The organism is Tannerella serpentiformis (assembly GCF_003033925.1).
In the GTDB taxonomy this organism is placed as follows: Bacteria; Bacteroidota; Bacteroidia; order Bacteroidales; family Tannerellaceae; genus Tannerella; species Tannerella serpentiformis.
Window position 1 is genome coordinate 2,356,497 of the sequence record NZ_CP028365.1, and the last position, 14,178, is coordinate 2,370,674.

At 58.4% G+C, this 14,178-nt stretch carries 14 protein-coding genes; 3 read left to right on the top strand and 11 right to left on the bottom strand.

Annotation, left to right across the window (positions count from 1 at the left end; translation table 11 throughout):
* Positions 1-296: 296 nt before the first annotated feature.
* Complete coding sequence (locus C7123_RS09935; protein WP_069174923.1) at positions 297-1,085, top strand: DUF6261 family protein; 789 nt, start codon at positions 297-299, stop codon at positions 1,083-1,085.
* Between the two features lie 164 nt (positions 1,086-1,249).
* Here C7123_RS09935 and rseP read toward each other — a convergent pair whose 3' ends face one another.
* From rseP to pyrB, 11 genes are all read right to left on the bottom strand, one after another.
* A complete protein-coding gene (gene rseP, locus C7123_RS09940; RefSeq protein WP_069174924.1) occupies positions 1,250-2,575 on the bottom strand; it encodes an RIP metalloprotease RseP in 1,326 nt (441 codons plus the stop codon).
* A gap of 128 nt (positions 2,576-2,703) precedes the next feature.
* A complete protein-coding gene (locus C7123_RS09945) occupies positions 2,704-3,867 on the bottom strand; it encodes a 1-deoxy-D-xylulose-5-phosphate reductoisomerase (RefSeq protein WP_069174925.1) in 1,164 nt (387 codons plus the stop codon).
* Between the two features lie 5 nt (positions 3,868-3,872).
* Complete coding sequence (locus C7123_RS09950; protein ID WP_037985203.1) at positions 3,873-4,757, bottom strand: M23 family metallopeptidase; 885 nt, start codon at positions 4,755-4,757, stop codon at positions 3,873-3,875.
* 6 nt (positions 4,758-4,763) lie between these two features.
* Positions 4,764-5,294, bottom strand: coding sequence for a ribosome maturation factor RimM (rimM, locus tag C7123_RS09955; RefSeq protein ID WP_069174926.1), 531 nt, complete (start codon positions 5,292-5,294; stop codon positions 4,764-4,766).
* A 29-nt stretch (positions 5,295-5,323) separates the two neighbouring features.
* Positions 5,324-6,631 (bottom strand): UDP-N-acetylglucosamine 1-carboxyvinyltransferase, encoded by a 1,308-nt coding sequence (murA, locus tag C7123_RS09960; RefSeq protein WP_069174927.1) that lies wholly within the window; start codon positions 6,629-6,631, stop codon positions 5,324-5,326.
* Positions 6,628-7,242 (bottom strand): DUF4290 domain-containing protein, encoded by a 615-nt coding sequence (locus C7123_RS09965; RefSeq protein WP_069174928.1) that lies wholly within the window; start codon positions 7,240-7,242, stop codon positions 6,628-6,630. Before C7123_RS09965 ends, murA begins: the two co-directional genes overlap by 4 nt.
* A gap of 734 nt (positions 7,243-7,976) precedes the next feature.
* Entirely contained in the window at positions 7,977-9,044 is a 1,068-nt protein-coding gene (locus C7123_RS09970) for a mechanosensitive ion channel family protein (protein ID WP_069174929.1), read from the bottom strand.
* Positions 9,034-9,819 (bottom strand): tRNA threonylcarbamoyladenosine dehydratase, encoded by a 786-nt coding sequence (locus C7123_RS09975; RefSeq protein ID WP_037997230.1) that lies wholly within the window; start codon positions 9,817-9,819, stop codon positions 9,034-9,036. Before C7123_RS09975 ends, C7123_RS09970 begins: the two co-directional genes overlap by 11 nt.
* 48 nt (positions 9,820-9,867) lie before the next feature.
* Positions 9,868-10,617, bottom strand: coding sequence for an outer membrane beta-barrel protein (locus C7123_RS09980; protein WP_069174930.1), 750 nt, complete (start codon positions 10,615-10,617; stop codon positions 9,868-9,870).
* Positions 10,618-10,624: 7 nt separating this feature from the next.
* A complete protein-coding gene (gene pyrI, locus C7123_RS09985) occupies positions 10,625-11,092 on the bottom strand; it encodes an aspartate carbamoyltransferase regulatory subunit (protein ID WP_037984922.1) in 468 nt (155 codons plus the stop codon).
* Positions 11,093-11,135: 43 nt separating this feature from the next.
* Positions 11,136-12,056, bottom strand: coding sequence for an aspartate carbamoyltransferase (gene pyrB, locus C7123_RS09990; RefSeq protein ID WP_069174931.1), 921 nt, complete (start codon positions 12,054-12,056; stop codon positions 11,136-11,138).
* A gap of 276 nt (positions 12,057-12,332) precedes the next feature.
* Between pyrB and mscL the strand changes: the two genes are divergently transcribed.
* Together mscL and C7123_RS10000 are read left to right on the top strand one after the other, a co-directional pair.
* A complete protein-coding gene (gene mscL, locus C7123_RS09995) occupies positions 12,333-12,752 on the top strand; it encodes a large-conductance mechanosensitive channel protein MscL (protein WP_037994690.1) in 420 nt (139 codons plus the stop codon).
* 82 nt (positions 12,753-12,834) lie between these two features.
* Positions 12,835-14,124 carry an inositol-3-phosphate synthase gene (locus C7123_RS10000; RefSeq protein ID WP_069174932.1) on the top strand — a complete coding sequence of 430 codons (1,290 nt, stop codon included), beginning with the start codon at positions 12,835-12,837 and terminating at the stop codon, positions 14,122-14,124.
* Positions 14,125-14,178 lie beyond the last annotated feature (54 nt).

Here is a 14,178-nt window from a genome sequence, read left to right on the forward strand (position 1 = left end):
CAGCGAAGTTTGGCCGGGTACCAGGAAAAACTTCCCTACCTCGGCAGAGGCCAGCGCGAAGTCAAACAGGCGCCTGTTTGGGCTCCTGCAATTTGTGTAACGGTAAACAGGCGCCTGTTTGGGTCTACGCAATCTGCGCAATGGTAAACAGGCGCCTGTTTAGGCTCCTGCAATTTGTGTAATGGTAAACAGGCGCCTGTTTGAGCCTACGCAATCTGTGCAATGGTAAACAGGCGCCTGTTTGAGTTCAAACGAATAAAATGACCTTTGGGGATCATTAAAACGACGAGATACATATGACAACGACAAGCAATGACCTGCCAGAGGTCGCTAAAATCGAAGAGCGCGGCGGATGGAACTTTACCATCGCGCTGCATGTAGAGTTTCAGTATGAGCAATACAATCGAATCAAGGATTTTGATCAGGCGAAACTGAAATTTCCCGCTGGACTGATGGAAATATGGAACGGGCGGCTGAGCCGGGAGGTGAAGGTGAATAAGACGGTGAAAGAATCGGCTTTTGTCACGCAGCTGAGCGATCTCGACAAAGAGCGAGACAAGATGCTGACGAGCATTTTTGCCATCGTCCGCGGCCAAAAACTATCGCCCAAAAAGTCTACGGCCGAGGCCGCCGCACGCTTGGCACGTGTGCTGAAGCCTTACGCGAATATCCAGCGGGCCTCATTTGATGAGGAGTCGGCTGACATCCGAGGGTTGAAGGAAGACGTGCGCACACTGACGGACGACATCGCCACGCTGGGACTCACCGACTCCTTTACGGAACTTTTCGCCCTGAACGACTCCTTCGTTGCGCTTCGCCTCCAGCGGCAGGTGGAGTCGCCGAGGGAAGATCTGCCCAATGCGCGCGTGGCACGCGCCGAGACGAGCGAGGCTTACGACGTCGTTTGCTGCTACATCGAAGCCGCTTTCTTGCATGCCGCCAATGAGGAAGACCGCGCCGCGATCGGTGCCCTGATCAAGGATTTGAACAAGGTGACGGCCGCTTACAAGACGACGTACAACAAGAAGGTCGGGCAGCGGAAGCGGGGCGCGGCGAAGCCTGACGACGATCAGTCGGAGGAATGACGGAGGGCGGTGACGCACCGATTGGGGCGCATCCATTGGCCCTCGTTGGGCCGGGGGCGGACAAAGAAATGCCGGGTACATGTGGGGAGCGTCCTCCCTCATCATGTATCCGGCATTATTCGTCGGTGCCCGCAGCCGCCTCGCCGGCAGCCGCAAGGGGGGGCTCAACTTCGGAAGAAGAAGCGCAGCACGTCGTTGCCGTTGGCGTAGAGCAGGAGGCCGAAGAGCAGCACCATGCCCACGATCTGGGCGTACTCGAGGAACTTATCCGACGGCTTGCGACGCGTCACCACCTCGTAGAGCAAGAACATGATGTGCCCGCCGTCGAGCGCCGGGATGGGCAGGATGTTCATGAAGGCCAGGATGACGCTCAGGAAGGCCGTCAGCATCCAGAACGTGCGCGAGTCCCAAGCCGCAGGGAAGATGTTGCCGATCGTGCCGAAGCCGCCGATCGACGAGGCGCCCTCGCGGGTGAAGACGTACTTCATGTCGCCCACGTAGCCCGTGAGCGTGTTCCAGCCCAAGGCGACGCCGGCGGGGAAGGCCGTGAAGAGGTTGTAGGTGCGCGTCGTGGTCTCGTAAAGCGACAGCGGCGAACGCATCTGCACGCCGATATGGCCGGCCGAGTCGATCGGCACCATGATCTGCGCCGTGGAGCCGTCCGCACGCACAATGCGCAGCGTGGCCTCGCGTCCGCGGTCGGCGTAGAGTTGCTCGCGGAGGTCGGAGAAGGCCACGCTGGCGACGGTGTCGACGGCCGTTATGCGGTCGCCCTCGCGCAGCCCGGCCTGCTGAGCCGTCTCGGCAACGACCTTGTTAATGACCGCCGGATAGCGATAGTTGGCGAAGCCATCCTTGTTGCGGAGCAGACGCTGCATGGCGTCGGCAGGGATGGCGATGGCCGTCTCCTGTCCATCGCGCAGCACGGTGACGGTGCGCGCACCGACCACCTGGCGCAAGCAGTGTTCGTCCAGCCGCTCCAGAGGCTCCTCGTCGGCGCGCAGCAGGATGTCGCCGTTGCGGAAGCCGATCTCGCGGAACGTCTGGCTGAACTCCATGCCGGCCGTGACGTTCCGGAGCGGCAGGTACGTGTCGCCCCACGTGAAGAGCACCATCGAGTAGATGAAGATGGCCAGGAGGAAGTTGAAGAGCACGCCGCCGACCATGATCAGCAGCCGTTGTCCGGCCGGCTTGGAGCGAAACTCCCACGGCTGCGGGGGCTGCGCCATCTGCTCCTTGTCCATCGATTCGTCGATCATGCCGGAGATCTTACAGTATCCGCCGAGGGGTAGCCAGCCGACGCCGTATTCCGTGTCGCTGTTTTTGGGTTTGAACCGGAACAGGGCGAACCAGGGGTCGAAGAAGAGGTAGAACTTCTCAACGCGCACCTTGAAGAGGCGGGCGAAGAGGAAATGCCCGAACTCATGCACCAGCACAAGAATCGATAGGCTGAGGATGAGCTGTAGGGCTTTGATCAAAAAGGTTTCCATTTATCTCTGAGTAGTTAGGGGTAGTTATGCGGCCTGCGGCCGCGGTAGTTGCGGGGCTTTCGCCCTGGGTAGTCAAAGGGTAGTTAGAAGTAGTAGGGGGTAGTTAGGGGGAGTAGTTTGAAGCCATTCTACTTCTGACTACCTGTTATTTCTGTTGCAATGCGCCGAGCTTCGGCGTCGGTCTGCACGTAATCGTCGTACGTCGGTGTGGCGATGAACGTCGTGCGGGCCATCGTTTCGGCGATGAGGTTGCTCATAGCCAGGAAGCCGATCTTTCCGCTGAGGAAGGCCGCGACGGCCACCTCGTCGGCGGCGTTGAGGATGCAGGGCATGTTGCCACCGCGACGGGCCGCCTCGTAGGCGTAGTCCAAGTTGCGGAAGCGCTCCCTGTCGGGCGCCTCGAAGGTGAGCGTCGAGAGTTGGGCGAAGTCAAGCCGTGGCGTGGCGCTTCGCAGTCGGTGCGGGTAGGCCAAGGCGTAGGCGATAGGCAGGTGCATGTCGGGCGTCCCCAGCTGAGCCATCACGGCGCCGTCGGCAAACTGCACCATCGAGTGGACGATCGACTGCGGGTGCACCACGACCTCAATCTGCTCGGGCAGCAGGCCGAACAGCCACCTCGCCTCGATCATCTCGAAGCCTTTGTTCATCATCGACGCCGAATCGATCGTCACCTTGGCGCCCATCGACCAGTTCGGGTGACGCAGCGCCTCAGCCGGAGTCACGTCGGCCAACGCCTCGCGCGTCGTCGTGCGGAATGGTCCGCCGGAAGCCGTGAGGATCACCTTCTCCACCGCGCTCGCGTCTTGTCCGACGAGGCATTGGAAGATGGCCGAATGCTCCGAGTCGACAGGCAGGATCGGCGCGCCCGTGCGTCGAGCCGTGGCCGTGACGAGTTCGCCAGCCACAACCAGCGTCTCCTTGTTGGCCAGCGCCACGGCCTTGCCCGCCTCCAGTGCGGCGAGCGTCGGACGAAGCCCGGCATAGCCGACCATCGCCGTGAGCACCACGTCGACCGGCGCCATCTGCACCACGTCGGCGATGGCATCCGCGCCCGCCCACACTTTCATCGGCAGGTCGGCAAGCGCCTCCTTGAGCGGCGCGTAATACTGTTCGTCGGCAATCACGACCACCTCGGGCCGGAATTCGCGTGCCTGTTGGGCGAGTAAGTCGACGTTTTGTCGTGCCACGAGGGCGTAGATCTCGAAGCGATCCGTATTGTCCCGGACGACGTCGAGCGCCTGTGTGCCGATCGAGCCGGTGGAGCCCAGCAGGGCAATTTGTCTTTTATGCATGTTTGTCAGAACGCAATGTATTCTTCGGGGTTGACTGACGTGCCGCGATACCACAGCTCGAAGTGCAGGTGCGGGCCTGTGGAGAGTCTGCCGGTGTTACCGACCAGTGCGATGGCCTCGCCGGCCACTACATGATCGCCGACATCCTTCAGTAGCATGTCGTTGTGTTTGTAGACGGACGTGAAGCCGTTCTTGTGCTGCACGGCGATCACGTTGCCAAAGGCCGGGTCGTTGCCGGTGTAGATGACGGTGCCTTCCAGCGTGGACACGACGCTCTCCTTGATCCCGGCCACGAGATCAACGCCGTAGTGACGCTTTTCGATGTTGTAATGCGACGAGATGACACCGTTGACGGGCTTGTAGAAGAAGGCGTTTTCGGTCAGCCGTGGAGCGTTGGTGGAGCTGAGGTTGTACTTCTCCTCTTCCTCATACTTCTTGACGAAGGCCGCTTCGTCCTTCGAGCGGGGAATGTTGTAGTCGGCGTTGATGTAGGATGACGAGTCGACGGCGTGAATAGAGTCGGGCTTCATCTTGCCGGTGATGATGGCCGTGACGTTGCTCAGATAGCGCTGTTGTAGCTTCAGCGCCGCGTCGAGCGAGTCTGCCTTGACGGCGCTTTGCACGATCTCACGACGCACCTCGGCGTCGAGGTAGCCAGGCAGATAGTTGCGGATCGGTGTGGTGATGATGATGAGCGAGGTGATGATGATCAGGCTGAGCGCAAACAGGCAGACGGCAGAGAAAAACCACAGCTGCGAAACTCGAAAGCTGAACACCTCGTCCAGCGTCGATTCGTTGATGAACGACAGCTTATACTTGAAGCGGATACGCTTCCAAAACGATTTCTTTTTCGCGTTATGGCTCGCCGCCTTTTTCTCTCTCTTCTTCATAACAGGTTAGTTCAAATCCAACAGTCCCTCGGGTATATCCACCGCGATGCGTCGCGCGGCGTGATCCACCGTGCGCACCACCTCTGGCGCCACCGGGATCAGTAACTCTTCTCCCTCGCGATCGACGCTAAACAGCACGTTGGCCGTCGATGTATCTACGCCGTCCACCGTACCCACCGCGTGTCCCGCGGCGTCCGTCAGCTGATAGCCCACGAAGCGCTCCCACGTCGGTTCGTCGCCTTCGGGATCATCCTCTGGCAGGCGGTCGATGGGGTAATACACCGTGTGATGGGCCAATCGCCGCGCGGCTCGATCGTCGTCCACATCGTCCAACTTCACCAGCAGCGAACTGCCGCCCCGCGGGCGATAACTCTCGATATAAAATGGCACGAGGATGCCGTCCATGTCGCAAATGAGGTAGGGATCCTCCATGTCGTCAAACAGCCCATCGTACATCGTCGTCATCACCATCTCACCGGCGATGCCGTGCGGCTTGACAAGCTCACCGACGGCCGTGACTTCCTCTTTCCGAATCATGCGTTCTCTTGTAGCTCTTCCCGCGTTCGTCAATCCACCCGCGTGATGCAGGCCCCCAGGGCGTTTAGTCGTTGGTCGATGTGTTGGTAGCCGCGGTCGATCTGCTCGATGTTGTCCATCCGACTCGTTCCGTCGGCGCTCATAGCGGCGATCAGCAGGGCGATACCGGCGCGAATGTCTGGCGACGTCATCTTTCCTCCGCGCAACCGGAAGCGGTGCCCCAGCCCGATGACTGTCGCCCGATGCGGGTCGCAAAGAATGATCTGCGCGCCCATGTCGATCAACTTATCGACGAAGAAGAGCCGGCTCTCGAACATCTTTTGGTGGATCAACACGCTGCCCCGCGCCTGCGTCGCCACGACGAGGATCACGCTCAGCAAGTCCGGCGTCAATCCCGGCCACGGCGCATCGGCAATCGTCATGATCGAGCCGTCCATGAAGGTCTCGATCTCGTACGCCTCATGCGTCGGCACATGAATGTCGTCGCCCTCCTGCGTCATCTGTATCCCCAACCGACGGAAGGCGTCGGGGATGATCCCCAGCTGGTCGTAGTTCACGTTCTTGATGCGCAGGTCGGAGCCTGTCATGGCGGCCATACCGATAAAACTGCCCACCTCGATCATGTCCGGCAGCACGGTGTGTGTCGTTCCCCGCAGCGAGCCCACGCCCTCCACGGTCAGCAAGTTCGACCCCACGCCCGAGATCTTCGCCCCCATGCGGATCAGCATCGCGGAGAGCTGCTGGATGTAGGGTTCGCACGCCGCATTGTAGATCGTCGTCACGCCTTCGGCCATGACGGCCGCCATGAGGATGTTGGCCGTTCCCGTCAGCGAGGCTTCGTCGAGCAGCATATAGGTGCCACGGAGCTTTTCTGCCCGTAGCTCTCCCGTGCGACGTGCCGTATGGTAGATCATCTCTGCGCCGAGCTTGCGGAAGCCCAAGATGTGTGTGTCGAGGCGCCGTCGCCCGATCTTGTCACCACCCACGTTGGGCAGCACAGCCCGACCGAAGCGTGCCAACAGCGGCCCGGTCATCATCACCGACCCGCGCAGCGATCCCGCCCGACGCAGGAAGTCATCCGTCTCCAAATAATTCAGGTCGATCGCGTCCGCCTGAAACGTGTATGCACCCTTCGCCACATGCTCCACCTTCACGCCCATGTCGGCCAGCAGGCGGATCAGGTTGGCCACGTCCAGAATGTCGGGCACGTTCCGGATCTCCATCTTCTCGCTCGTCAGCAGCGTGGCGCAGATCACTTCCAGCGCCTCATTCTTGGCCCCTTGCGGCGTGATCTCACCCCGCATCCGGTGCCCCCCCTCAATCACGAACGAGCTCATTTCTTCTTGCGGAATTTCTTGCTCTTGTTCTGGTGCTGCGCCGCTGCGGCCACCTGTTGCAGCTCGCGTCCATCGATCAGCTTCAGGTCGCCCTCCTTGAGGTCGATCAGCCCGTCGGACAGCTGCGCCAAGTCCTTGAAGATCTTCGCGTCGCTCACCGTGTCTTTGTTATTCCACGTCACGTAGGAGCGCTTCATTTGGTTCGCCAGCGACCGCACCAGGTAGTCCTTCGCCTCGCTGTTCTCCATCTCCGTCGCCTTGCCCACCATCTGCTCCATGATCTTGCCATATTGGCGCGACCGGATGCGGGTGCTGACGTACGGAATGCGCGGCGGCCGCGTCTCCAAATCCGCCTCCTTAACCACCTCGTAAGGGTAGTCCACATCCAACTTGAAGCCTGACATAATGGCCAGATGATCCCAGAGAATATGCTTGAAGTCGTTCGTGTCGCGCTGTTGGGGATACAGGTTGCCCATGATCGAGATAATCGCGTTTGCACAGCGGTTGCGCTCCTCTCGGTCTTCGATCGTCACGCAGTAGTCGACCAGGTTTTGAACGTTGCGCCCATACTCAGGCTGTGCCAAATGTTTCTCGGCAGTGTTGTACTTCATTGTTAGCTTAATCTATTATTGATGAGGTCGCAAAAGTAGGTATTCCCACCGATTGCCCCGGGGCGCATCGCCTCCTCGTTTTGCACCTACAGCCCGCCTCACGGCCCCGTTTTGCTCCTCGGACGCTCCCCAAAGCCCTGTTTCAGGCCCGTTTCTTCTCGGGTTTACGCCCAAAAACCGCCTTCGGGAGCCATTTCTGGTGAAATACATGGCCCGAATCACGGATTTTAGCCCATTTCTTCCTTGTTTTCGAGTTAGCAAGTAGATAGACGCTTCCTCTGACCATCTGCGTATATCGCACATTGTCGCATGGTCCCATTCTTGATCTCTGCGCGATAAACAATTATGCAGCATGCACTCATCGTTGATCACTGCGCGCGTATTACTTATCATGTAGGCCGCTCTATGGATAGGTGTATATGGTGTAAACCTGTTGCAATTTTACTCCATCGATCACTGCGCGATATGTAACCATGTTGCGCGATTGTTGCTTCGATCACATTCAAAAGTGGGAAAGTGTAGCATGATATATGTCTTGATTTTATTCGATAGCTATATGCAGTTACCTGTTTGCACTTTTGATTGTAATCATCGGTGCATCTTACTTACATATTGCTATTTTCCTCGATCTATTTTTATGCTATCAAAAAAGTGGAGAGGGAAGACCGTATTCGCGTGGAATACTGCCTTCCCTCTCTTTTTATTTCGACGTATAGACGTAATGGGATGAATCGTTACGATGGATCACTCCCCTTATCGATGTATACCGTACGCGAGGGGAAGGCGAAGTTAAGCCCGGCTGCATTGAACTGCGAAAGTATATCGAAGTTGACCTCCGTTTGGGTGCCTAAGATGTCAGCCGATTTGCGGATGAAGTAAATGAGCCGGATGGTGAGCGATGAATCGGCAAAGGCGACAAAGGCCGCTATGATGCTGCCAGGCTCCACGCCACGTACACGGTCGTCCATGCTGCTGAGGATCGCCATCGCCTGACGCATTTTCTCTGGAGAGGTGTCATAAGTAAGCCCCAGATCAATCACCACGCGGCGCCCGGGCTCGGAGGAGATGTTCGTCACTACCGCGTCGATCAGTTGCGAGTTAGGCAAGATCACCAACTGGCCGTCGTAGGTGCGAAGGCGCGTACTGCGAAGACCCACGTCTACTACCGTCCCCTCCGTGTCGCCAATGCGGATGATGTCACCAATTTGAAACGTTTGATCCGTGAAGATGGTGACACCGCCAAAAATGTTTTTGATCGTGTCTTGCGACGCTAAGGCGAAGGCCATACCGCCAATGCCGAGCGTACCCATCAGCGTGGTGACGGTCACACCTATATTGTGTAGGGCCATAACGATACCGATGGCCCACACAACAATCAGCACGCCGCGCTTAATCAGCGGGATGAGATGCGTGTTGATGTTCAGTCTCGTGGTGGCCGACCCGTCGCGTGGTGTAAACACGGATTCGATCAGGCGGGCGATGACACGCGCGAAGAGCCACGTGACGTTGAGCGTGACGAGCACCTCGTACGCGTTGCGCAAAAAGTGATGAAACTTCACGCCCAGATCCAGCCTCCCCAGCGAGATCCATACAGCGAACAGTATCACGCCGAGCAGGATGGGCGGTTCGAGTGCATCGGAGAGCAGATCGTCAATGCGCGTGCGGCTACGTTCCGCAATGCGGCGCACGACGCGTCGGTTGATGATCGAAATCAGTTTGTTGACAATTAGTACGCCGACGATGATCAGCAGCGATATGCCCCAATCTCGGAGCGAATTGCCGTAATAGAGTTTATCCCACATGTGAGTCAGAGGTTTTGTGTATGATGTCTTGTATAACGAGTCCAGAGAGTGTGAAGCCGAAGATGGCCGTGATGTGCGCCAACGTGCCATTGATGCGTGCCTTGCGGGCGTCCCAAGTGGAGACCGGTGCCGAGTTGGCGCCGTCGAGCGAGGCGGATGGTGCACCCTGATTTTCGAGCACTTCGTCGCTGTAGACGCAGAGGAAGTCGCGCGCAGGTGGTTCGCCCTGTTTGAGCTGACGGCGCAGCGCAGCCGCTAATGGGCAGCCCGCCACGCGGCGGAATTTGGCCACGCGGATTCGCTGCGGATCGGCCTTGAGTGCGGCGCCCATGCTGGAGAAGAAAGTGGCTTGCGGCAGGCGTGTAGCCGTGCGGATGAGGTGCACTTTTTCCTGGAGGCTATCGATGGCGTCGATGATGTAATCGTATTGCTCCAGACCGAACGACGCCGAGGTGTCGGCATTGTACACACCTGCGATGGCGTCGATCGCGGCCTCGGGGTTGATCTCAGCGAGGCGCTCCTTGAGGACGTCCACCTTCACGCGCCCCACCGTCTGCCGCGTGGCTGGCAGCTGGCGGTTGATATTGGTAGGGCTTACACGGTCAGAGTCCACCAACGTCAGTCGGCGGACACCCGAGCGCACCAAGCCCTCGGCACACCAGCTACCCACGCCGCCCACGCCGAACAGAATCACGCGCGCGCGCTCCATCCGCAGCATGGCCTCCCGCCCGATAAGCAGCTCGGTGCGGGAAAAAAAGAGGTCATTTTCATTCATAGTGATGGCTGTCAGTCGTTATTCGTAAGTCGTCAGTTGTGTTTAGTTTCAGAACATCACCCCCACGGACATACTGAGTCCACTGGTGCGTCGACTGATGCGCATGGGTGCAGGGGGCAAGGTGGAGGCGCCGTAGGTGTAAGCGCCTAAGTCGGCGTGCAGGCTATTCATGCCGTATTCATAGCCGACATCGAAGGTGAGGCGGTCGATGCGCACCTCCAGCGCGGCGCAGACCGACCAATGGCGCGGCGAATCATCACCGCGGAAGTCAAAAGAGGTCTCAGGGGTGTCAGGCGTGAGGCGTACCCGATAATTGTACTTCATTTTTACCCCACCCATGAGGCTGAGTTGGAAGGGCGACTGCTGCACCAAGTGGCAACCGATAACAATGGGGGCCTCCAGACGAAGCTCGCGCAGCGTCATCGACTGCGGGAAATAGGCCACCGGCACGGCGCCCGGGGAGGCGGAGAGTAGGTTGAACCCGATGCGGCTCTCCGACCGGCTCCACCCCACGGCAGGCTGCAGGAAGACGCGCCGTATGCCGATGCGCAGCGACACCTCCGCCGTGTGTCCCACACCGGAGTGTACCGCCACGTCGCTTACGGTTGTCCCTGCGCCGCCCGGATGGATGGCCGTCAGATCCGGTTGCAAGGCGCAGACGCCGACCTTCACGCCAAGGCGTAGGCGGTCGCTACCGACCTCCGTCGTCTGGGCCCGTGCCCCGGTCATGCAGAGCATGACCCAGAGCAGCGTGCCGATGGTCCGCAAGGTCCGTCGTGCGCCTCGTCCGCCGTTCATCGAGCCGCTACTTCAGTACGATCTCGTCACGGTGAATCTTATGCTCGCAGTAACGACACTGCACCGTGCCGCACTCCTTGTCCGTGACGTAAAAGCGCGACTTCATCGGTTCATTGTTCGTGATGCACTTCGGGTTGTTGCAACGAATAATGTCCGTCAGCTCGTCGGGTAGCTCCACGCGACGTTTTTCCACCACTTCATAGTCGCGGATGGTGTTCAGCACCACATTGGGCGCCACTACGGCAATGCGGTTAATCTCATCCTCCTCAAAAAATTTATCTGCGATCTTGATCACGCCCTTATGCCCCATCTTGGAGCTCTTTAGATTATTCCCGATCGTGATGCGATGGTCCATATGTTCAAGACCTAACAGTTGCGCCACCTTGAAAAGGTGCTCGGATGGAATATGGTCGAGTACCGATCCGTTCTCGATCGCGGCCACTTGCAGTTCGGTTCTTTTCTTCTGTTCAGACATGGGTCGTATGTATATTATAGATGTATAAGCGCGGTGGGGTGGGTTAGTCGTCTACTTCGATGCCGAGCACGTCGCAGATGATCGCTTCGCGGGTGAAGAGTCCGTTGCGGGCCTGCTGAATGTAGTAGGCCTTGGGACTGTCGTCCACGTCGTACGAGATCTCGTTCACGCGGGGCAGCGGGTGCAGCACGCGTAGGTTCTCCCGCGATCCATCAAGCATGCGCCGATGCAGGATGTAGACATTTTTTACACGCTCATATTCCATAGGATCCGTGAAGCGCTCCCGTTGCACACGGGTCATATAGAGTATATCGGTCTGGTTGATGATCTCCTCCGAGAACACGGTGTGCTCATGAAACGCAATGTTGTGCGCCCGACAGAACTGCTTCTGCTCCTCCGGCATAGAGAGCTCGTGGGGCGCAACGAAGTGGAACGTGGGGTGGAAGTGCGACAGGCCGACAATCAGCGAGTGGACCGTACGACCATACTTCAGGTCGCCCACCATCGTCACGGTCAGGTTGTCCAACCTCCCTTGCGTTTTCTGGATCGAGTAGAGATCGAGCAGCGTCTGCGAGGGGTGTTGGTTGGCGCCGTCGCCAGCGTTGATCAGGGGCACATCCGTCACCTCCGAGGCGTAGCGCACGGCCCCCTCTAAATAGTGGCGCATGATGATGACGTCCGCGTAGTTACTGACCATGAGGATGGTGTCTTTGAGCGTCTCGCCCTTGGTGGAGCTGGTGGTCGATGCGTCTTGGAAGCCAATGACGCGTCCGCCGAGCCTATTGACCGACGTCTCAAAGCTGAGCCGCGTGCGGGTGGAAGGCTCGAAGAAAAGTGTGGCAACGACGCGCCCACGCAGGAGGTCGCGGTTCGGACGTGCTTCAAACCGGGCGGCATTGCCGATGATGCGCAGAATGTCTGCCTTCGTACATTGATCGATGGAAACTAAACTCTTATTCAGCATGACAGGGGTATTTTTTCGTGCGGCAAAAGTAGAAAAAGGGGGTGGCGGCCGTGGCGGATTCACATTTTTACCGACTCCGTATGAAGTTGGAACGTGGACCGATCGCGCAACAGGCCCCCGCGGTGTGATTTCCACAGCGCCGCGGCGGACGGAATCTGCACCATGAACGCTGCTTTTGCACCGCGCAAAAACGCTCTATCTTTGCGCCAACAATTTGAGACGGCCCCTTCAGACCGTCCCAATGCGTTGAGAACCAAATAAACTATACATCGTTATATGGGATTGATAAAAGAGTTCAAGGAATTTGCCATGCGCGGCAACGTGCTCGACATGGCTGTAGGTATCGTGATCGGTGGAGCCTTCGGGAAGATCGTATCTTCGTTTGTGGAGGACATACTTATGCCGCCGATTGGTGTACTGTTGGGGGGTGTAAACTTCACCGACCTGAAGATTGTCTTCAAACAGGCCGTGATGGACGGTGAGAACGTAGTCACACCGGAGGTCGCGTTGCGTTACGGCAACTTCATCCAAGTCATCTTCGACTTCTTGATCATCGCCTTTGCCATCTTCATGCTGCTCAAGGCGGTCAACAAGTTCAACAAGAAGAAGGAGGAAGCTCCTGCAGCGCCCGAGGCACCACCTGCTGACGTGCAACTGCTGACGGAGATCAGGGATTTATTGCAGAAGAAGAACTAACGCAGAATGAAACCGGGAGCCTTCATCCCGGTTTTGTCTTTTATGGAGGTAACTCATTAGAGGTAGACACACGATAGATAAAATGAAACAGGAATTGAAAGCTGCCGATGGACGCTTAGCCGTCCTGATAGCGGGCGTGGGCGGAGCCGTATCCACCACGATGATTGCCGGCGTGATGGCCGCCCGACGTGGGCTGGCTAAGCCGATTGGATCAGTGACGCAGATGGGCCGTATGCGCAGGCAGGATGGTCGCGAGCAACTGATCAAAGAGATGGTCCCCATAGCAGGGCTGGACAGCCTCGTCTTTGGCGGGTGGGACATCTTCCCTGATAACGCCCTCGAAGCCGCACGATGCGCCGAGGTGCTGAGTGAGAAGGATCTGAAGGGCGTGGCCGACGAGCTGGCCGCCATCCGACCGATGGCCGCTGCCTTTGACCCGCGTTGGGCCAAGCGGCTGCATGGCACACACACGCTGCAGGGTGCTACGCGTCGGGAGATGATTGAACACCTGCGTGGTGACATCCGCCGTTTCATGGCGGACAACAAATGCAGTCGTGCAGTTGTCCTCTGGGCCGCCAGCACGGAGATCTTCCTGCCCATGACCGACGAGCATCGCTCGCTCGAGTCGCTCGACCGTGCCATCGATGCGAACAATACGGAGGTGATCTCGCCCAGTATGTGCTACGCCTACGCCGCCCTGTCCGAGGGCGTACCCTTCATCATGGGCGCGCCGAATCTATGCGTCGACATTCCCGCCATGTGGGAGTTGGCCGCGCAGAAACACGTGCCCATCGCCGGTAAGGACTTCAAGAGCGGGCAGACGCTGATGAAGACCGTCTTGGCGCCGATGTTTAAGACGCGCCTGCTGGGCGTCAGCGGGTGGTTCTCCACCAACATCCTCGGCAACCGCGATGGTGAGGTGCTGGACGATCCGGACAACTTCAAAACGAAGGAGGTGAGCAAGCTCTCCGTCATCGAAAGTATCCTTGACGCCGATGAGCAGCCCGATCTTTATAAGGACATCTATCACAAGGTGCGCATCAACTACTATCCGCCCCGCAGGGACAATAAGGAGGCCTGGGACAACATCGACCTCTTCGGTTGGATGGGCTATCCGATGGAGATCAAGGTGAACTTCCTCTGCCGCGACTCCATCCTGGCTGCGCCCATAGCCCTCGACCTGGTGCTCTTCAGCGATCTGGCTGCAAGGGCTGGCATGAGTGGGATCCAGACATGGCTCTCGTTCTTCTGCAAAAGCCCGATGCACGATTTCGATCATGTGCCCGAGCATGATCTCTTCACCCAGTGGCGCATCGTCAAGCAGACGCTCCGCACTTTGGTGGGCGAGAGGGAACCGGACTACCTGAGCTGAGCTCCCCTCCGGGCAACTAAGAAGGAAAGAAGTCCTGCCGGACGTGGGGTGGGG